The sequence below is a fragment of the Pseudomonas sp. Ag1 genome (genome assembly GCF_000278565.1).
Taxonomy (GTDB): domain Bacteria; phylum Pseudomonadota; class Gammaproteobacteria; order Pseudomonadales; family Pseudomonadaceae; genus Aquipseudomonas.
In genome coordinates this window covers 72,587-92,378 of the sequence record NZ_AKVH01000091.1, presented here as the reverse complement: position 1 = coordinate 92,378, position 19,792 = coordinate 72,587, and the positions used below count along the sequence as shown (strand labels likewise).

Genomic DNA, 19,792 nt, shown 5'->3' with positions numbered 1-19,792 from the left:
ATTCGGGGCAATTCGTTACCGGGCGCCACGTTGTGAGGCAGGCATTTCGCGGACCATAAAGGACGCACTTATTGATAAAGTGCCGGTTCGAAACCATGAGTGAACAGCAATGACGTCGACCTCCCAACGCCGCTCAACCCTGATTGCCTTGTTGGTCGCCGTCACCTTCTTCATGGAAAACCTGGACGCCACAGTGATCGCCACCGCGTTGCCGGACATCGCCAAAACCTTCGGCGTGGGCGCGGTGGACGTGAACATCGGTATGAGCGCCTACATGCTCGCCGTCGCGGTGTTCATTCCCATCAGCGGCTGGCTGGCCGACCGCTTTGGCTCGCGGCGGGTATTCGGTTGGGCAATCGTGCTGTTCAGCCTGTCGTCACTGCTGTGCGGGTGGAGCGACAGCCTGCAGACCTTCGTCGCCGCGCGCGTGTTGCAGGGCATCAGCGGCGCGATGATGGTGCCGGTGGGGCGCCTGGCGGTGCTGCGGGCTACCGAGAAAAAAGACCTGGTGCGGGCGATTTCATTCATCACCTGGCCCGGCCTGGTGGCGCCGATACTCGGGCCGCCGGTGGGCGGGTTTATCGTTACCCACGCGTCCTGGCCGTGGATTTTCTACCTCAACCTGCCGCTGGGCCTGCTGGCGCTGATTGCCACGCTGGTACTGATCCCCAAACACGACGAGGTCACGTCCCGCTCATTCGATTTCAGCGGCTTCCTGCTGGTGGGTGTCGCCAGCGCGGCGCTGTTGTACGGCGTGGAACTGCTCGGGCAAAGCCGTGGCAGCTTGTTGCAGGGCCTGTTACTCAGCGCTGCAGGCGTGATGCTCGGTGCTTTTGCCTGGCGCCATATGCGCCGGCATGCCCAGCCGTTACTGGCGTTGGGTGTGGTGAGCGTGCGCACCTTCAGTGTGTGCCTGTGCGGCGGGTCGATTTTCCGGGTGGCCATCAGCACCTTGCCGTTCCTGCTGCCGCTGATGTTTCAACTGGCGTTCGGCCTTTCTGCATTCGATGCGGGGTTGCTGGTGCTCGCGGTATTTGCCGGCAACCTGGCGATGAAGCCGTTCACCACGGCGGTGATGCAGCGCTGGGGCTTTCGCTCGGTGCTGATGATCAACGGCATCCTTGGCGTGCTCGCGATTGCGGCCTGTGCGCTGCTGGACGAGCGCATGAGCTGGGCGCTGATCCTGTTCATTCTGTTCGTGGGTGGCCTGTCACGCTCCATGCAGTTCACCTTGTTCAACACCCTGGGGTTCGCTGATATACCCAAGGCGCAGATGAGCGACGCCTCAACCTTGTTCAGCATGTTCTTCCAGCTGAGCATGGCCATGGGCGTGGCGATTGGCGCGCTGTTGTTACGTTTTGCCATGAATTTTCACGGCAATACCGGGCAGGCCGCCACCGCCGATTTCCAGCTGACGTTTCTTCTAGTGGCGGTGATCGCCGGCGTGGCGCTGCTGGATAACCTGCGGCTGCCGCCCCGGGCCGGTGAGTCGGTTTTGCAGCGAAAGTGAACCCACGATACCTTCGGGGTATGAAGCAACACCTATTGAATATTGGACGGCTTGCGTCCCCCGCATCACTCTGCGGTGAAGTACATACGCAGGGCCCATAACAATAAAAGGCGCAACCATGACCGTGCTATTGAGTGAGCGCAGCCAGATTTTCGACCGTGCAGATGCCTATGCCGTGTCCGACTACGTCAACCAGCATGTCGGCAGCCACTGCATCCGCCTGCCGCCCAAGGGCCGCCCGCAGGCAAGCATCAGCCACCGGACCTTTTCCAGCCTGGACCTGTGCCGCATCAGCTACGGCGCGCCGGTGCGGGTGACCTCGGTGGCGCTGGAAACCATCTACCACCTGCAGATCCTGCTGCACGGCCACTGCCGCTCGAGCTCCCGTGGCGAAGAACAGGTGTTGGGCCCCGGCGAAGTGCTGCTGATCAACCCGGATGACCCGGTAGACCTGACCTATTCCGCCGACTGCGAAAAATTCATCGTCAAGGTGCCCGTGCGCCTGCTGGAAAACGCCTGCCTTGAGCAGCACTGGACGTTGCCGCAGCCGGGCATCCGTTTTGCGGCGCCGCGCCACGCACTTGCCGAAATGGGTGGGTTCCTGCAATTGCTGGGGCTGATCTGCCATGAAGCCGAAAACGCCGCCGAACCCGAAGTGCAGGGCCTGTACGAGCGCATTGTGGCGAACAAGCTGTTGGCGCTGCTGGCCAGCAACGTCCTGCGGGTGATTCCGCGACCGGATCAGGGTGGGGGCTTTGAAGCCGTGCGTCAGTTCATCGAGGAGCACCTGGCCGACGACATCAGCGTCGAACAACTGATGGCCATCGCCAGGGTCAGCGAGCGTTCGTTGTATACCTTGTTTGAACGCCAGGTCGGCCTGTCACCCCGTGACTACATGCGCCAGCGCAAGCTGGAGCGGGTGCACGCCATGCTGCAACTGGCCACGGCGCGCAGCGTGACGGAGGTGGCGCTGGATCATGGGTTTGTGCATTTGGGGCGGTTCTCCGAGGCCTATCGCAAACGCTTTGGCGAGCTGCCCTCGCAAACGTGGAAGCGCCGGCTCGCGCCAGGCGGATAACGAATTGCAGTCAGCGGATATTGAGGGGTAGGGCAAGCACATAAGGTGGGGGGGCCTGATACAAGAACAACCGAGGGCCTACCCCATGATCAGCACATTCGACCGACTCGCCCGACAATTGCGCGACTCCGTCCAGGAAGATCCCGCCACTGGGGTGTTCCGCTGCCGCCGCGACATCTTCACCGACCCCGACCTGTTTGCCCTGGAAATGAAGCACATTTTCGAAGGCGGTTGGGTCTACCTGGCGCACGAAAGCCAGGTGCCGGAGATCAACGACTACTTCACCACCTGGATCGGCCGCCAGCCCGTGGTCATCACCCGCGACAAACACGGCACGCTGCACGGCCTGGTCAACGCCTGCGCCCACCGTGGCGCGATGCTCTGCCGCCGTAAACAAGGCAACAAAGGCTCGTTTACCTGCCCTTTCCACGGCTGGACCTTCAGCAACGCCGGCAAGCTGCTCAAAGTGAAGGACGCCAAGACCGGCGCCTACCCCGACAGCTTCGACTGTGACGGCTCCCACGACTTGAAACGCCTTGGCCGCTTCGAAAACTATCGCGGCTTCCTGTTCGGCAGCCTCAGCGAGACGGTGCCGGAGCTGAGCGACTACCTGGGTGAGACCCGGGTGATCATCGACCAGATGGTCGATCAGGCCCCGCTGGGGCTGGAGGTGCTGCGGGGCAGTTCGTCATATGTGTATGACGGCAACTGGAAGCTGCAGATCGAAAACGGCGCCGACGGTTATCACGTCAGCTCCGTGCACTGGAACTACTCGGCGACCATGGGCCGGCGCAATTACGAAGCCGAAGGCACGCGCACCGTGGATGCCAATGGCTGGTCGAAAAGCCTGGGCGGCGTGTACGCCTACGAGCATGGCCATATCCTGCTGTGGACGCGCCTGCTCAACCCCGAAGTGCGTCCGGTGCATGCCCATCGCGAGGCGCTGGCCGAGCGCCTGGGCCAGGAACGCGCCGATTTTATCGTCGACCAAACCCGCAACCTGTGCCTCTACCCGAATGTGTACCTGATGGACCAGTTCTCCACGCAGATCCGCGTGGTACGGCCAATCGCGGTCGACAAGACCGAAGTCACGATCTATTGCATGGCGCCCAAGGGCGAAAGTGCCGAGGAACGCACCACGCGCATCCGCCAGTACGAAGATTTCTTCAACGTCAGCGGCATGGGTACACCGGACGATCTGGAAGAGTTCCGCGCCTGCCAGACCGGCTACCAGGGTGCGACCACCTTGTGGAATGACCTCAGCCGCGGCGCCAAACAGTGGGTCGAAGGCCCTGACGAAAACGCCCGGGCCATGGGCATGAATCCGCAGCTCAGTGGCGTCAAGACCGAGGACGAAGGCCTGTTCGTGCGCCAGCACGCCCACTGGGCCCAGAGCCTGCAACGCGCTATCGAACGGGAGCAGCAAGGCTTGATCGCGACGGACAAGGAGGTGCTGGCATGAGTGCTTCCCGTGACCGCCTGCTGGACTTTCTGTACCGCGAAGCCCGCCTGCTGGATGACCGCCAGTGGGATGAGTGGCTCGAATGCTATTCACCCAAGGTCGAGTACTGGATGCCGGCCTGGGACGACCACGACACGCTGACCGAAGACCCCCAGAGCGAAATCTCGCTGATCTATTACCCCAGCCGCGACGGCCTGGAAGACCGGGTGTTCCGGATCAAGACCGAGCGCTCCAGCGCCAGCACCCCGGAGCCGCGCACCGCGCACCTGATCACCAACCTCGAAGTGCTGGCCGACGACGGGCAGCACGTGGAGTTGCGTTTCAACTGGCAAACCCTCAGCCATCGCTACAAGACCACGGATACGTACTTCGGTACCTCGTTCTATCGCCTCGACATCCGCGCCGAACAGCCGCTGATCACGCGCAAGAAGGTGGTGCTGAAAAACGACTACATCCATCAGGTCATCGATATCTACCACATCTGAGGACACGCCCATGACGTACTCCATTGCCCTGAACTTCGAGGACGGGGTAACCCGTTTCATCGACTGCAAGGTGGGTGAAAAGGTCCTCGACGCGGCCTTTCGCCAACGTATCAACCTGCCCATGGACTGCTCCGACGGTGTGTGCGGCACCTGCAAATGCCGCTGTGAAACCGGCGCCTATGATTTGGGCGACGACTACATCGAAGACGCTCTGAGCGAGGATGAAGCCGCTGAGCGCCAGGTGCTCACCTGCCAGATGGTGCCGCAGTCGGACTGCGTGATTGCCGTGCCGGTGCCTTCCGGTGCGTGCAAGACCGGCACCGCGCAATTTGCCGCGACGGTGGCGAGTATTACCCGGCATGCCGATGCAGCGTTGGAAGTCAGCTTCGAACTGGATCAGGCGCCGGTGTTCCTGCCGGGGCAATACGTGAATATCGGCGTGCCCGACAGTGGGCAGACCCGCGCGTATTCCTTCAGCAGTCGCCCCGGCGACAAACGCGCGAGCTTCCTGATCAAGCATGTGCCCGGCGGGTTGATGAGTGGCTGGCTGGAGCGTGCCCAGCCGGGCGACGCGGTGCCGATGACCGGGCCGCTGGGCAGTTTCTACCTGCGCGAAGTGGCGCGGCCACTGCTGTTGCTGGCAGGTGGTACGGGGCTGGCGCCGTTCCTGTCGATGCTTGAAGTGTTGGCCGAGCGCGAGGAAACCCGGCCGGTCACGCTGATCTACGGCGTGACGCGGGACCAGGACCTGGTGATGGTCGAGGCGCTGGAGGCGTTCGCCCAACGCCTGCCCAACTTCGGTTTTGTCACCTGCGTGGCCGACCCCCAGACCGCGCACCCCCGGCAGGGGTATGTCACCCAGCACATGGCCGCTGACGTGCTGAACGATGGCGACGTGGATGTGTACCTGTGCGGGCCGCCACCGATGGTCGACGCGGTACGCCAGCACTTCAAGAACCAGGGCGTCACCCCCGCCAGCTTCCACTACGAGAAGTTCACCCCCAACGCCATCGTCACCGGCGACGCCGCCTGAGGAATCCCCCATGACTCCACGTTTCAACACCCAGGTTGCGCTGGTGACCGGCGCCGCCCAGGGCATCGGTCGGCGGGTTGCCGAGCGTTTGCTGGAAGAGGGCGCCTGGCTGGTGGCCGTCGATCGCTCGGAACTCGTGCATGAATTGCAGCATGAGCGGGCGCTGATCCTCACCGCCGACCTGGAGCAGCATGCCGAATGTGCCCGTGTGATGGCGGCTGCCAAGGCACGGTTCGGGCGTATCGACATTCTGGTCAACAACGTCGGCGGGACCATCTGGGCCAAGCCCTTCGAGCACTACGCCGAGAACGAAATCGAAGCCGAGGTGCGCCGCTCGCTGTTCCCGACCCTGTGGTGCTGCCATTGCGTATTGCCCTACATGCTGGAGCAGGGCAGCGGTGCCATCGTCAATGTCTCGTCCGTGGCCACGCGCGGAGTGAACCGTGTGCCGTATGGCGCGGCCAAGGGCGGCGTCAACGCCTTGACCGCGTGCCTGGCCCTGGAGACCGCCGGCAGCGGCATTCGGGTCAACGCCACCGCACCCGGTGGCACCGAGGCGCCACCGCGCCGGATCCCGCGCAACAGCCAGCCCCAGAGCGACCAGGAGCGCGTCTGGTACCAGCAGATCGTCGACCAGACCCTCGACAGCAGCCCGATGAAGCGCTACGGCAGCATCGACGAACAAGCCGGCGCGATTCTGTTTCTGGCCTCTGATGAGGCCTCCTACATCACGGGCGTTACCTTGCCGGTAGGAGGCGGCGACCTCGGCTGACCCAGCGCCGTACCTGCAGACACTGACTCACAACAACAATAATGAGAGCACTGCCATGCGTACCCATGACGTCAATTCGATTATCGATAATGCCCATTTCAATCGTTTCCACTGGCTGGTGGTCAGCCTGTGTGCTGTGCTGTTGATCTTTGACGGTTATGACTTGTTCATCTACGGCGTGGTCTTGCCGTCGATCATGAAGGAATGGGGACTATCGCCCCTGCAGGCCGGCGCTCTGGGCAGTTATGCGCTGTTCGGGATGATGTTCGGCGCGCTGGTCTTCGGCAGCCTGGCCGACAAGTTCGGTCGCCGCAAAGGCATCGCCATCTGCTTTGCCTTGTTCAGCGTCGCCACGGTGATTAACGGTTTTGCCAGCAACCCGACTGAGTTCGGAATCTGCCGGTTTATTGCCGGGCTCGGCTGTGGCGGCCTGATGCCCAATGCGGCCGCACTGATTACCGAATACGCACCGAAGAAAATGCGCAGCATCCTGATGGCGGTGATGTTTGGCGGGTACTCGCTGGGCGGCATGCTGTCGGCCGGCGTGGGGATTTTCATGCTGCCGCGTTTTGGCTGGTCGTCCATGTTCTTCGCCGCGGCGATCCCGCTGCTGCTGATGCCGTTGATTGTGTACTGGCTGCCTGAGTCCATCGGGTTCCTGATTCGCCAGGGCCGCAAGGAACAGGCGCGTGAGCTGCTCAAGCGCCTGTCGCCGCAGACCCGGATCGACCCGCAAGACCAACTGCTCGTCAGCGCCGGTAAAGGCAAGGGCGCTTCGGTGCTGGAGTTGTTCCGACACGGCCTGGCCTTGAGGACGGCGGCGATCTGGGTCGCGTTTTTCTGCTGCCTGTTGATGGTCTACGCCCTGAGTTCCTGGCTGCCCAAACTGATGGCGGGTGCCGGTTACAGCCTGGGATCGAGCCTGTCGTTCCTGCTGGCGCTGAATTTTGGCGGCATCGCCGGGGCGCTTGTCGGTGGCTGGCTGTGTGACCGGCTTAACCTGGTGAAGGTGGTGATCGGTTTCTTTATCGCCGCGCTGCTCTCCATCAGCCTGCTGGGTATCAAGAGCCCGATGCCGGTCCTGTACCTGCTGATCTTTTTTGCCGGCGCCACCACCATCGGCACGCAAATCCTGCTGTACGCCGGCGCCGCACAACTCTATGGCTTGAACATTCGAGCCACCGGCCTGGGCTGGGCTTCCGGTATCGGTCGTACCGGCGCCATCGTCGGCCCGCTGCTGGGCGGCGCGCTGATGGGGATTGAACTGCCGCTGCACCTGAACTTCATGGCCTTTGCCATCCCCGGGGCCATCGCCGTGCTGGCGATGACGGCGTATGCGCTGAATGAGCGTCGGGGCCGGCAGGAGGTGATCGCCGCCCCGGCGCAGTAACTGTCGATAACAATAACTAAGAGCAACGACATGAACACACAACGTATCTGGCTATCCCTGTTGGGCGTGCCCCTTGCGGCGACGGCGGCCGAGGGCGGGTTTTTCGAGGACTCCACCGCCACCTTGCAGGCGCGCAACTATTACTTCAGCCGCGATTTCTCGGACATCGTCGGCGCCAACAAGCAATCAAAGGCAGAGGAGTGGGGCCAGGGTTTTATCCTGACCTATAAATCCGGCTACACCCCGGGGCCCGTGGGCTTTGGCCTGGATGCCCTGGGCACCCTCGGCCTCAAGCTCGACAGCAGCCCGGACCGCACCAATACCGGCCTGCTCCCGGTCAAGGGCGACGGCAGCGCCCCGCATGATTACAGCCGTTTGGGCCTGACCTTCAAAGCCAGGTTTTCCAGGACCGAATTGAAGGTCGGCGAACTGCAACCGAACCTGCCGGTGCTGGCCTTCAGCGATATCCGTTTGCTGCCGCCGAGCTATCAGGGCGTGAGTGTCAGCTCCGGCGAAATCGCCGGCCTTGCGCTGCAGGCCGGGCACTTGACCACCACCAGCCTGCGCAACGAAGCCGGCGACGAGAAAATGATCGCCATGCTCGGCCATGTGCCGCAACGCGGCGCTGAAGGTGATGGGTTCAACTACGTCGGCGGCGACTACGCCTTCAACACCAACCGCACCAGCGTCAGCTACTGGCATGGCCAACTCAAGGACATCTACCGCCAGGACTTTGTCGGCCTCAAGCACAGCCAGCCAATGGGTGAGTGGACGCTCGGCGCCAACCTCGGCTACTACGATGCCCGGGAAGACGGCGACAAACTGCTCGGCAAGATCGACAACCAGGCGTTTTTCTCGCTGCTGTCGGCCAAGCATGGCGGCCATATCTTCTACGTCGGTTATCAAGCCATGTATGGCGACAGTGCCTTCCCGCGGGTCTTCGCCAACATCACGCCGCTGGGCAACGAAGTACCCACCTACGAGTTTGCCTACACCGACGAGCGCTCCTGGCAAGTGCGGTACGACTATGACTTCGTGGCGCTGGGCATTCCGGGGCTGACCACCACCGTGCGTTATATCACCGGTAACAACGTGACCACCGGCGCGGGTTATGAAGGCAAGGATCGCGAGCGCGACCTGGATATCGGCTATGTGGTGCAAAGCGGCACATTGAGCGGCCTGGGCATCCGAGTGCGTAACGTCATGGCTCGTTCAAACTACCGCAGCGACATCGACGAGAACCGGCTGATCCTCAGTTACACCTGGAAGCTGCTTTAAACCCCGCCCTGGCACGTGCCCATGACCTGGTAGTTGAGGGTGTGGCTGACGCCCTGGCTGTCGAGATACACCATGGTCGCCGGTTCTACCTGGCAACTGCCCGGCACGGGCGTGATTGAAACAACGTGTTGGATATCCAGCGCTTCATTGCTGCCGGCCGCCATGGCGCCGGCGGCGGTGAAAAACAGGAGCAGGCTGAGCCATTTGATATTCATGATGAGTTCCTCTGTGAGTAGGGTTCATTTTAGTGATTGCCGCAGCGGGATAAAGACAGGAACAGGTGAATGACTCGTACGTATCACGTAGCAATCGAGGGGCAATGTTGATGGATTTGCTCAATGGCATGCGGGTGTTTGCCCGGGTTGTCGACACTGGCAGCTTTGCCGCAGCGGCCGAGGCGCTGGACCTGTCCGGGGCACACGTATCACGGTTGATCTGCGAGCTGGAAAAACACCTGCAGACCCGCCTGTTGCAACGCACCACCCGACGCCTGGGCCTTACCGATTCGGGCGAGCGCTTTCTGTTGCGCTGTCGCGACATTCTTGAAGACGTCAGGGAGGCCACGGCAGAAGCCAGCGGCGCGCACCTCAACCCGCGCGGGCGATTGCGGGTGCATTGCATGAGCGGGTTGGGGGTGCTGATCACGCCGCTGATTGCCCGCTACAGCGAGCAATACCCGGACATGTCCATCGAGTTGACCCTGTCCCAGCACAACCCGGACCCGCTTGAAGAGGGTCACGACGTGGTGATCTCCATCGCCCATTCGTTGCCGGATTCGGCGCTGGTCAGCCAGACGATCGGGCAGTTGTTCAGTGTGCCCTGTGCGGCACCGGGGTATCTGGCCCGGTACGGCGTGCCCGAGCATCCGCAGCAGTTGATGCAGCATCGACGGTTGCATCTGCAGGATTTCCAGGAGGATGCGTGGTTGTTCAAGGGGCAAGAGGGCGAGATTGCGATTTCGCCAGGTGACACCTTCAGGACCAATGTCGCGGATGCGATGGTCAAGGCGACGCAGGAAGGCATGGGCATCAGTCTGTTGCCGTTTTTCAGTGCAAGCGCGGCACTGCGGGAAGGTTCGCTGGTACGGCTGTTGCCCGACTATCGGCTAAGGGAGCGCAGCATTTTCGCGGTGTATCCGTCGAGGCGTTTTTTGGATGCCAAGGTGCGCACGTGGGTCGCGTTTTTGCAGGTGCAATTGCCGGTGTTGCTGGCGGAGCAGGTGAACGTGATTGAGGCTCCCCGAGGCTAGCGCGTTGCAGTACGACGGATATAACGCGCCGGCGACGAGCCCAGCGTCTTGCGAAACATGCTGATGAACGAACTGACCGACTCATACCCCAGCGCCTCGGCGGTCCGTTGCACCGATTCGCCCTCGGCCAGGCTCTGCAAGGCCACGATGATTTGCCATTGTTTGCGCCATTGGCCAAAAGTCAGGCCTGTTTCGCTCTTGACCAGGCGGGCCAGGGAGCGCTCGCTCATGGCCACCTGGCGTGCCCACTGGGCCATGGTGCAACGGTTTGACGGGGCCTGGGCCAGGCCGCGGGCGATGAAGCGCAACTGCGTAGCAGCGGGGAGCGGCAGGTACAACTGCTCCGAAGGAGCCAGTTCCAGTTGTTCAAGGAGCACGCTCGCCACGCGCGAATTGGCAGAGGCAGGCGGATAATCCTGGGGCTGGGCGCTCAGGTGCAGGATCAACGCCAGGACCAGCGGCGAAAGCACCAGCGTGCAGCATTTCTCCGGTAGCGCGGCGGCGCCGGGCTCGACAAACAGATAGCCGATCCTGCCGTTGGCGGTCACCCGGTTGCTGTGGGCGATACCGCCCGGAATCCACACGCCGAAGCCCGACGGCACCATCCACACGCCATCCTCTACGGTACACACGATACCGCCGTGATATGCCACCACCAGTTGGCCTTTGCGGTGGCTGTGCACGGGGAATTCGGTGTCGTTGCGCTGGCTGCCGAGCATCAACGCGACGGCGGGCTGATCAAAACTGTCCAGTTCGAATTGATCAACGCCCTGGAGCTTCATCTCGCCCATGTTGCACCGCCTCGATTGTCTGAAATTGATTATATCCTGGCAGCATACTCAATATCGGCACGACCTTGCAGTCCCTACCATCTTCATCAAGGCGATCAAGGTGATTGCCGACTGCGAGATTCAACCGATGCTCAGCGAAATCACGATTGCCCACCTCTACATTCCTCCGTTCTTGCTCTACGTCGGCGTTGCAGCCCTGGTGTACGGGCTACTGGAGCGGGCCCTGCGGCGCTGGCTGGATTGGGCCTGGCACCCCAGCCTGGCGCGTTTCTTTGTGTCGCTGATCGTGCTCTCGACCTTGGTTCTGAGCTTTTGAGGGCAGCGCGATGATCATCAAACACATCCTCAAGACCCTCGTCACCCTGGTGCTCGGGCTGGCCGCATTGCTGTTCTGCACGCAACTGTGGCGCGCCTATGAGTTGGCCCCCTGGACGCGGGACGGGCGTGTCAGCGCGCAAGTCATCCGTATTGCCCCCGAGGTGTCCGGCCAGGTCGAACACCTGCTGGTGGGCGACAACCAATGGGTCGCCAAGGGCGCGTTGCTCTACCAGATCGATCGCAGCAGCTACTTGCTTGCCCAGCAACAGCGCACGGCCGAGCTTGCCGAGGCGCGCAGTGTCTTCGAGCAGCGCAGTGCACAGCTCAAACGCCGCAACCAGCTCGGCGATGCGATTGCGCGGGAGGAAACCGACAACGCAGCCCGGGACCTGGCGGTGGCCAGGGCGCGCCTGGATGCGGCCCGCAGCCAACTGGCCCATGCGCGGCTGGATCTGGACCGCACGACGATTCGTTCGCCGGTCGACGGCTATGTGACCCAGTTGCGGCTGCAGCCGGGTGACTACGCGGCAGCGGGCGAGACCAATATCTTTGTGGTCGATAGCCATAGCTTCTGGGTCACCGGTTACTTCGAGGAGACCAAGCTGGCCGGTGTTCGGGTGGGGGCTGTGACGTCCATCAAGCTGATGGGTTTTTCACCGCTGCTCGAAGGGCATGTGGCGAGCATTGGTCGGGGCATTGCCGACGGTAACGAGCTGCGCAGTAACAGTGGTTTGCCCCAGGTGGCGCCTACGTTCAGCTGGATACGCCTGGCCCAGCGCGTGCCCGTGCGGATTGAACTGGACAAGGTGCCGCCCGGTGTGGAGTTGGCGGCGGGGATGACCGCCAGCATCGACGTTGCCGAGGAGGGCACGGCGCCGCGCTGGAGGCTGGTGCAATGGCTTCAGGCGTTCATGTGATGCTCCGTGCACTGCGCATGCTGGGGGCATGGGAAGCTGCTACCTCGGGCTATGTGCTGCGTAGTCTTTTGGCGGCCTCATTGGCCCTGTGGCTGGGGTTCCAATTACACCTGGATTCGCCGTTCTCGGCCGCCTCAACCGTGTTGTTGCTGATCCATCCGCTGCAGGGGGCAGTGGTTGGCAAGGGCTTCCACCGGGCACTGGGCACCCTGGTGGGGTTGGCTGTGGCATTGGTCCTGACCAGCCTGTTCGCCCAGCAAATGCTGCTGTTTATCCTCGGGATCGGGATATGGCTGGGCCTTTGTGTCGGCGCCATGACCGTGTTTCGGCACTACCAGGCCACGGCGGCGGTGGTCGCCGGCTACACCGTGTGCCTGGCCCTGGGGCCCGCCATCGTCGCGCCACAGCAAGGTTTCGAACATATCGTCGGGCGGGGCACGGCCGTTGTTCTGGGGGTGTTGAGCCTGTGCCTGGTGGCCACATTATTCAGCCGCAAGACCGTCGAGCGCACACTGACCATGGCACTTCGCGACGTCTCGTCGCGCACCCTGCGGTTATTGGCCGTGCGGTTTGACGGCGGGCCGGCGCGTGCGCAGGACCCGCTGGCCATCGATATCAGCAAAGTGGACGACCTTCTCGGGATTGGTCGGGGCGAGTCGGTGCTGATCCGCGCCAGGCTGGCGACCCTGCAGGCAGGACTTGCGTATCTGCATGCCGTGGTGCTCGACGAATGCGCGATACCTTCGCACGCTGGAATCGGCGCGCAGTTGCGCCAGCTGGCTGAAGCCATGCCCGGGTTTTGCGTGGCGGCCGATCGTGTCCGGAAGCTGCAAGCCAGCCTTGAACCAAGCGCTAGCCAGCGGCGTCTGAATGAACCATTGGCCGAACTGGCCAGCGCCTTGTCGAGTTTTGCCTGCCTTGAGCGCGCGCCCCTGCCGCCGGCCCGCGCCGTGGGGTTTCACCGACACTACGGCGCTGCACTGCGTAACGGTGTGCGAGCGTTGCTGGCCACGCTGGCGACCGGTGCTGTCTGGTACCTCACAGGCTGGGACCAGGGGCCAACCTTGCTGGCCGTACTGGGTCCGTTCTGCACCTTGCTGGCCACCAGCGCGGCGCCCGAGCAAGGCATTGCGAGCCTTGCCAGGGGAACCTTCTACGCAATCCTGGCAGCGGCGGGGTGCAAGTTCCTGCTGTTGCCGCACATCAGCGGGTTCGGGTTGCTCACGGTGGTGCTGGTTGCGTTCTGGGCGGTCGGGATTCATGCCACGACCCGGCCGCGCCATGCCCTGCAAGGCGTCGCCTACCTGATTACGTTCAACACCCTGGTCGGCACCGCCGGGACCGCCCAATACGACTTCGCTGACTTCGTGAATCAAGCCCTGGCCTGGATGGTGACGCTCGCTATCTGCCTGCTGGCCTTCCAGTTGCTGCCGGGGAAACCCGCCAGCCACGCCGACGTCCTGAGGACCGCGCTGCACAAAGACACGCGACGGTTACTGCGTCACGGGCACCGCATGGATCTTCTGAAGTGGCAGGCCACGCAACAGCACCGGATGGTTGCCCTGCAAGCGCTGTCGGGCGCCGATGAGGCCGGTGCCGTCTCGCTTCAACTGGGTCGACAGTTAAGGTTGCTGCACCGCAAGACACGCGACCTGAAGCCTGATTCGTCAATCGCCAGGTGTGTGCAAGCGGGCGATCGGCGTATTGCCAGATATGCCTTCGATTCAGCGATCAGCGCGGCCCAGGCCCGGCGTACGTCGAGATCACTGTTCCGCCTTGGTGCCCTCGACCTGGCTGCTTGTTACCGGGATTTGGCGGGGTTGCTCGACCAATACCAGCGTGCCGATATCCGAACCAGTTTCAGCTAAAACAACGAAGGTGAGATGAAATGAAGCAACTCCTTATCTGGACGCTTTTCGGGATGATCGTGTCTGTGCCAATGGCGGTGCAGGCATCGGACGGGGCTGAGGCGCTGGCCCGCTGGCAACAGCAATTCAAACAAGAGCAAAAAAAGCTCGCTGAGCATCGGGCGCCTGGCCGTGATTCAAGGCCCAAGGCCGATCGCCAGCGATGAGCCGGTTCCCGGTCGATTGCAATCTATTCGGAGCGAAGTGACGAGTTCGGTGTGATGCCCGGCGGTGCTGTTGCTTTATAGGCTGTCCGGGTCGCCGAAGAACATTTTGACTTGGCTCTAGCACCGTGTTTTCAAGCGCAGAAAATTCAAATGTGCCCCCAGTTTTGTCCCCACTCGCGCGCCTTAGACGAGCGATCGCGGATGGCGATTTTTTTGGGGGGGGTGGCTGGTATTCAGCGAGCCTCCTCATGCTAGAGACAACCCGTATCTGGCAAATCCTTAGCCGTTCAGAAAAGGGCATGGGTATGTGTCGATACCGTAGGCGAGGAGGCGTATTACCTTTGCTTTCGCTGGTCAGTTAGCGTTTTGGCTAGGTCGCTGGCCAGTCGTTTGGCAAGTGCCGATGCACGTCCATTGCGTCATGAAGGAGTCTGATGACCTCAATCACGTCGTCGCTTGCCACGCGATAAAACACGATATGGCGTGGGCTTTTGACCATTCCAGGGGGGGCTCGCTTGCTGACGTGAATAGATGAGGTGATAGCTGCGAAGACGAGGTTTGAGGTCATCACGGTCGTGGCTGCCGATGCTTAAGCGCCTTCACAGCAAGCTCAACGGGCAAGGGTTATACGATCTGGAAACCTGGATGACTGATTCCACTGCCGTAAGAGCAACCCGAGTCTCTTCTGGTGCCGAGGCTGTTTGGCCGTCCCAAGTACCGGCAGCGCAATAACATCGAACGTATGTTTGGCCGGCTAAAGGAGAACCGCCGCATCGTAACGTGCTTAGACAAGCTCGCGAAAAGTTACGGGGCGATGGTTTCGCTGGCTGTGCTATGCGGTGTTTACGACATTACTTTTCGTACAGAGCCTAGACATCAGTCTGTAAACCTCTATCAACCAGCGAAACAGGGCAGGCTCGTCTCGCATCACTTGATGCATTCATGTATCGGCCTGTAGTTTCTAGTATCCTGTCTCGGAAATAAGCTGTTCAATTTTGTTGGCCTCTTGGGGGCCCGGCCAGCGTCGCCACTTCTCGCCATAGCCCTGCTATGACTCGTCGTGTCGCCCTGGCCGAACACCCAAGCCACTAGCCAAGAGAGAACGTATTTCCTAGACAGGACACTAAATTGCGACGCCATTGAGGCTGTCCCCCCCCCAAAAAAATCATCACATCTGTAAGTTGAGAGTATGACAAACGGACACGTCACCCAAAACCTGGACCTTTACCTGAAACGTTCGGAGCCCGACTACGCTGTACTACTGAGAGGGAGGTGGGGTTGTGGGAAAACACACTTTATCAACCAGTACATTGAACATCGTTCCGGCAAGGGTCGCACACTCGTAAAAGTCAGCCTTTTTGGCCTTTCAAAAGTCTCGGACATTGAAGAATCCATCTTTCAGGAGCTTCATCCAGTGCTCGGTTCGAAAGCCGCCAGGCTATTGACTGCAACAGTCAAAGGCGCACTTAGCTCCACTCTGAAAGTTGATATTTTCGGAGACGGCGACCGAGAAACCGAATTCAAGATCAGCGCGAATGGCTTCAGTCTTCAGGAATTTCTTTTCAAAAACGACAATGACATCTGCCTGATACTGGATGACCTTGAACGAACACGCATACCACTCGAGGATATTCTTGGCTATATCAGCCATGCTGTTGAAATTTCAAAGATTAAAACGATCGTCATTGCCAACGAAGAAAAACTGACCGAAAAAGAAACGTATATAACCTTCAAGGAAAAGGTAATTGGCAAGACATTTGACATTACCCACGACAGCGACACCATCGTCCAAGAATTACTGGGCAAAACCTCTGCAAGTCAACTCCGCGATCACCACCAGCATGTTCATGATGTATACCTGACCTCCGGCCAGCAGAATATTCGAAACATACGATCCGCCATCGAGAGCTTCGAACCTCTGAGTCGCACTTTAGAAAACAGGATACTAAACAACTCACAGTTTATTCCTATATTTATTCGTAGCTACTTTGCCCTTAGCCTGGAACAACTTTCAGGCAACCTAAAAGAAGAGCAGCTTCGCTCCGAAACGCTGTACAGCAAGGGCAAGGAGTCTTGGCTCGAGAAAAAATACTTCGTTAAACACAGCCTCATCTTTGATGGTGCGCTTTGGGCAGACATCTTGTTCAGGAATATCACCGCGAATCTCAATGAGCGCACATTGGAACTTAATTACTTCCGAGACTCATCTGACGATACCCCAGATTACTGGGAAACGCTTAGCGACTTTAAAAGGCTGGAACATACACAGCTCAACGCAGAGCTCCCAAAGCTCATTGACGACATTACAAACCACCATGAAAAACGACTTCCCGTTTACCTAGACAAACTGCTGCTGCTTTGCTTCCTGGCTGAAAAAAACATCATAAGCATCAGAAACAGCCAGATCACGAATTTTGCAAATGAGTACACAGAGACTCACAAAAACTCCGAATACTGGAAAACTCACCTCACTTCGGATAGCAGTTACTACGGCTCACGGCTTGACCTGAAAAGCGAGATGTTCAACAAAATCAAAAGCCAGTTGATCCAAGCCAATCAAGTCGTGTACGAGCGTGCACAGCAAGACCGAGCCGCCGAGCTAATACAAACCCGCGAGCGCGATTTCTACAACGCATTGATAGAAGGCGACATCCCCTACGTCCGGCATGAGCTTCATAAAAAGCACGCGCACAAGCATTTCTTTACAACTTTCAACCCCGAAGACTTAGCCAATGCACTGCTGTCCTCAAAAAACGCCACGCTGCAAGACGTTTCAACCATTCTGTTCGAGCGGTACGCACTCAATCATTTTATTGACAGGCAAAGCTACGCAGAAAACTTGATCGGCGAATTGACTCTTTGGATCGACGTTTCTGTGGCATTTGAAGCTCACTTAGAGTCGATCGACTGTCGCTTCCAGAAATATATTCGCCATGAGTTCAGCAGGCAAACACTTTCCCGCCTGATCAATCTGCTTGAGGACCTGAAGTAACCCTATACACACTCTGAAATATCCATGGCAGGCCGCGGTTACAGCCAGTTCTCACTAGTGGCCTGTCCCGGAAATACGTTCTTTTTTGACGGTGTCTAGTGTACCCGGTTGGCGTTGGTATCCGATGTCTAACGGCTGGATGCTTCCAAACGACAAGCATGCGGTCGGCAACCGTGAACGCTGTCATAGGAGGCCGTGTATGGTGAAACCTGCTGTGACATAAGGGCTGGAGAGCATTCCAACCTCTGGAGCGCCTGATATCCGCTTGAGAGCCTCAGCATGAAGCGATGCAGGGAGGTTATTTATTAGGATACTGGTCACAGATGTAAGCGTGCTCATACGAACTTTCGCAACCGCCCTCGCCACCGCAATGGAGGGCTCAAGCCCGAGCTTGAGCCCTTCGCCTACCAGGTATGTAAGTGTGAAACATGCAGTGTCAGATATCTTCCAGGTTCCAGCCAGCGCGATGGCTTTTCGATTGAGCAAAAAGAGGTTAGGTAATGCAGCAGAGTCACTCGTACGAAACCTCTTTTAGAAATTGCGCGATGACCTTGAACCAGAGAAGCACGTGTTTAGTAATGCTAAGCGCAGTTGAAGATTTGGTGCGGCCACCTGCATAGCCGCAACGCTAATCGGGTGAATCGCCCCGGGTTTCGTAGACACCTCTTTGCCTTAAACTGAAGCCAATTAGGAGGTGCTATGAGCAACCCGCGTTACCCCGAAGAATTTAAAATTCAAGCAGTCAATCAAGTGACCGAAAAGAAGCTGCCTGTCGCTGAGGTAGCGGCCCGTCTTGGCGTGTCGACGCATAGCCTCTATGCCTGGATAAGGCGCTACAGCAAACCTCAAGAAGAACGGCAGCAGGATGAAGATCAGCATGCTGAACTGCGTCGTCTGCCAGCGGAACTCAAGCGCGTCACTGAAGAGCGAGACATATTAAAAAAGGCCGCCGCGTACTTTGCCAAGGAGTGCGGCTGAAGTACGCATTTATCAAGCAGCGCGCGGGCGACTATTCGATTCGACGGCTTTGCCTGACGCTTAAAGTCCATCCCAGCGGTTATTACGCCTGGCTGTCTGAACCGCAATCTGCACGCGCTAAAGACGACCAGCGATTGCTGGGCTTGATCAAGCATTCGTGGCTGGAGAGCGGCGGCGTTTATGGCTATCGCAAAATTCATGACGATCTGCGCGAGGTCGGTGAGGATTGTGGTCGTCATCGTGTTGCGAGGCTGATGCGTCTCGATGTTGTGGAACCCAACAAGGTTTGGGTCACCGACATCACCTACATTCGTACGTATGAAGGCTGGCTGTATTTGGCCGTGGTGCTGGATCTGTTTTTTCGTCAGGTCATTGGCTGGTCAATGAAGTCGCAAATGACCAGTGATTTGGCCATTGATGCGTTATTGATGGCGGTTTGGAGGCGTAAACCGAAGCAAGAGGTGATGGTTCATTCCGACCAAGGCAGCCAGTACAGCAGCTCCGATTGGCGCAGCTTTTTGAAGGCAAACAATTTGATTGCCAGCATGAGTCGCCGAGGCAACTGTCATGACAACGCCGTGGCGGAGAGCTTTTTCCAGCTTCTGAAACGGGAACGGATCAAGCGAAAAATCTACACCACGCGGGAAGATGCTCGGAGTGATGTGTTTGATTACATCGAGATGTTCTACAACGTAAAACGCCGCCATGGTTTCAACAATCAGCTGTCACCGGTAGAGTTTGAAAAGCGTTACGCAATGAGCTTGCAAGGTGTCTAGAGAATCCGGGGCGATTCAACGTGACCTTCTGCGACGGGCCGAGTGGATATCACCAGATGGATGTGGTGGGGGAAGCCCTGTCGATTTCTCGCGCGCAAATGTTTCGGCTTGCCGAGGAAGCCGAGGTGCCCCCGGACGTTGCCGGCAGAATGATTGACGGCATTTGCGATGTGGCGAGCCGCTTGCAAGCATCGCCGAGAACCTATACCCACAGGTTATTACTCGAGACACCTTGCGCACGATCCAAGGCCGCATCGATCAGAACGTAGCTCAGTTACACCACGGTCATGCGGGCAGCAGTCGCCGCTGAAGATCGGGAGGAACGGGCGACTCCCATAATCAATGCTGCCGTGTGCTTCAAGCACCTAGGGTCCTGTGCCGCCGAAGACGTGGGTGTTGCCGGATGACCAAGGCTTGGTATTGATTTGAGCATTAAACTCACCTGATTGGGTTGGGATATCGCCTTGGTACACACAGTGAGCGTCGCCGCTACCGTTGACGCTTCATTCCTTGGCTAACACCAGCTCTGATCCGAAGTCACGAATGTTGGATCGGAAGCGAACCTCAAACACGCCTTGCGACATAGTATGTTCCTGCATCTTTGGGTAGCCACGCTAGGGTGGCTATCCCAATGTGCCAATCGCGGCGCTGACCATTTGTCCAAAATAATACAATTTTGTACTGACTTG

Annotated in this window: 17 protein-coding genes and 3 pseudogenes; 17 read left to right on the top strand and 3 right to left on the bottom strand. The window is 59.3% G+C overall.

The annotated features are described in order from the left end of the window. Nucleotides 1-109 precede the first annotated feature (109 nt). The 8 genes from A462_RS20945 to A462_RS20980 all read left to right on the top strand — a co-directional run bounded on the left by A462_RS20945 (nt 110) and on the right by A462_RS20980 (nt 9,008). Nucleotides 110-1,510, top strand: a complete 1,401-nt coding sequence (locus A462_RS20945) for a DHA2 family efflux MFS transporter permease subunit (RefSeq protein WP_003210844.1) — start codon at nt 110-112, stop codon at nt 1,508-1,510. Between the two features lie 118 nt (nt 1,511-1,628). Next, nucleotides 1,629-2,588, top strand: a complete 960-nt coding sequence (locus A462_RS20950; protein ID WP_008433834.1) for an AraC family transcriptional regulator — start codon at nt 1,629-1,631, stop codon at nt 2,586-2,588. An 85-nt stretch (nt 2,589-2,673) separates the two neighbouring features. Further along, nucleotides 2,674-4,050 carry a Rieske 2Fe-2S domain-containing protein gene (locus A462_RS20955; protein WP_003210841.1) on the top strand — a complete coding sequence of 459 codons (1,377 nt, stop codon included), beginning with the start codon at nt 2,674-2,676 and terminating at the stop codon, nt 4,048-4,050. Beyond that, nucleotides 4,047-4,535: a benzoate 1,2-dioxygenase small subunit gene (gene benB, locus A462_RS20960; RefSeq protein WP_008433833.1), complete on the top strand. Its 489-nt coding sequence runs from the start codon at nt 4,047-4,049 to the stop codon at nt 4,533-4,535. Before A462_RS20955 ends, benB begins: the two co-directional genes overlap by 4 nt. A gap of 10 nt (nt 4,536-4,545) precedes the next feature. Further along, on the top strand, nt 4,546-5,568 hold the full coding sequence (gene benC / locus A462_RS20965) for a benzoate 1,2-dioxygenase electron transfer component BenC (RefSeq protein ID WP_008433832.1): 1,023 nt from the start codon (nt 4,546-4,548) through the stop codon (nt 5,566-5,568). Between the two features lie 10 nt (nt 5,569-5,578). Continuing rightward, the gene (locus tag A462_RS20970; protein ID WP_008433831.1) at nt 5,579-6,340 is read left to right on the top strand and encodes a 1,6-dihydroxycyclohexa-2,4-diene-1-carboxylate dehydrogenase; all 762 of its coding nucleotides are present in this window, start codon (nt 5,579-5,581) and stop codon (nt 6,338-6,340) included. Between the two features lie 55 nt (nt 6,341-6,395). Further along, the gene (locus A462_RS20975; protein WP_008433830.1) at nt 6,396-7,730 is read left to right on the top strand and encodes an MFS transporter; all 1,335 of its coding nucleotides are present in this window, start codon (nt 6,396-6,398) and stop codon (nt 7,728-7,730) included. 30 nt (nt 7,731-7,760) lie between these two features. Continuing rightward, the gene (locus A462_RS20980; RefSeq protein WP_008433829.1) at nt 7,761-9,008 is read left to right on the top strand and encodes an OprD family porin; all 1,248 of its coding nucleotides are present in this window, start codon (nt 7,761-7,763) and stop codon (nt 9,006-9,008) included. Here A462_RS20980 and A462_RS20985 read toward each other — a convergent pair. Beyond that, nucleotides 9,005-9,223, bottom strand: coding sequence for a DUF2790 domain-containing protein (locus tag A462_RS20985; protein ID WP_008433828.1), 219 nt, complete (start codon nt 9,221-9,223; stop codon nt 9,005-9,007). The two genes, A462_RS20980 and A462_RS20985, sit on opposite strands and share 4 nt — an antisense overlap. Before the next feature lie 110 nt (nt 9,224-9,333). Between A462_RS20985 and A462_RS20990 the strand changes: the two genes are divergently transcribed. Continuing rightward, a complete protein-coding gene (locus tag A462_RS20990; RefSeq protein WP_008433827.1) occupies nt 9,334-10,257 on the top strand; it encodes a LysR family transcriptional regulator in 924 nt (307 codons plus the stop codon). Here A462_RS20990 and A462_RS20995 read toward each other — a convergent pair. After that, entirely contained in the window at nt 10,254-11,048 is a 795-nt protein-coding gene (locus A462_RS20995) for an AraC family transcriptional regulator (protein ID WP_008433826.1), read from the bottom strand. The genes A462_RS20990 and A462_RS20995 overlap by 4 nt on opposite strands. Before the next feature lie 127 nt (nt 11,049-11,175). Between A462_RS20995 and A462_RS35210 the strand changes: the two genes are divergently transcribed. Genes A462_RS35210 through A462_RS21010 form a run of 4 tightly spaced genes read left to right on the top strand, consistent with a single transcriptional unit; the run spans nt 11,176 to nt 14,357 of the window. Further along, the gene (locus tag A462_RS35210) at nt 11,176-11,364 is read left to right on the top strand and encodes a DUF1656 domain-containing protein (RefSeq protein ID WP_032899212.1); all 189 of its coding nucleotides are present in this window, start codon (nt 11,176-11,178) and stop codon (nt 11,362-11,364) included. A 10-nt stretch (nt 11,365-11,374) separates the two neighbouring features. Next, the gene (locus A462_RS21000; RefSeq protein WP_008433823.1) at nt 11,375-12,283 is read left to right on the top strand and encodes an efflux RND transporter periplasmic adaptor subunit; all 909 of its coding nucleotides are present in this window, start codon (nt 11,375-11,377) and stop codon (nt 12,281-12,283) included. Then, the gene (locus A462_RS21005) at nt 12,283-14,151 is read left to right on the top strand and encodes an FUSC family protein (protein ID WP_008433821.1); all 1,869 of its coding nucleotides are present in this window, start codon (nt 12,283-12,285) and stop codon (nt 14,149-14,151) included. Before A462_RS21000 ends, A462_RS21005 begins: the two co-directional genes overlap by 1 nt. 20 nt (nt 14,152-14,171) lie before the next feature. Next, complete coding sequence (locus tag A462_RS21010) at nt 14,172-14,357, top strand: hypothetical protein (protein ID WP_003217145.1); 186 nt, start codon at nt 14,172-14,174, stop codon at nt 14,355-14,357. A 370-nt stretch (nt 14,358-14,727) separates the two neighbouring features. Here the strand turns inward: A462_RS21010 and A462_RS35110 are convergent. Continuing rightward, a pseudogene (locus A462_RS35110) lies at nt 14,728-14,944 on the bottom strand (type II toxin-antitoxin system RelE/ParE family toxin); the annotation flags it as partial. A gap of 101 nt (nt 14,945-15,045) precedes the next feature. Between A462_RS35110 and A462_RS35205 the strand changes: the two are divergent. The 4 genes and pseudogenes from A462_RS35205 to A462_RS34850 all read left to right on the top strand — a co-directional run. After that, nucleotides 15,046-15,230: pseudogene (locus tag A462_RS35205) on the top strand (IS5/IS1182 family transposase); the annotation flags it as partial. A 316-nt stretch (nt 15,231-15,546) separates the two neighbouring features. Continuing rightward, complete coding sequence (locus A462_RS32895) at nt 15,547-17,349, top strand: P-loop NTPase fold protein (protein ID WP_008433818.1); 1,803 nt, start codon at nt 15,547-15,549, stop codon at nt 17,347-17,349. A 699-nt stretch (nt 17,350-18,048) separates the two neighbouring features. Beyond that, a protein-coding gene (locus A462_RS21020) for an IS3 family transposase (protein ID WP_085984638.1) occupies nt 18,049-19,103 on the top strand; the annotation gives its coding sequence in 2 pieces (ribosomal slippage) (nt 18,049-18,295 and nt 18,295-19,103; 1,056 coding nt in all). 14 nt (nt 19,104-19,117) lie between these two features. Next, nucleotides 19,118-19,413 (top strand): annotated as a pseudogene (locus A462_RS34850) (type II toxin-antitoxin system HipA family toxin); the annotation flags it as partial. Nucleotides 19,414-19,792: the final 379 nt, after the last annotated feature.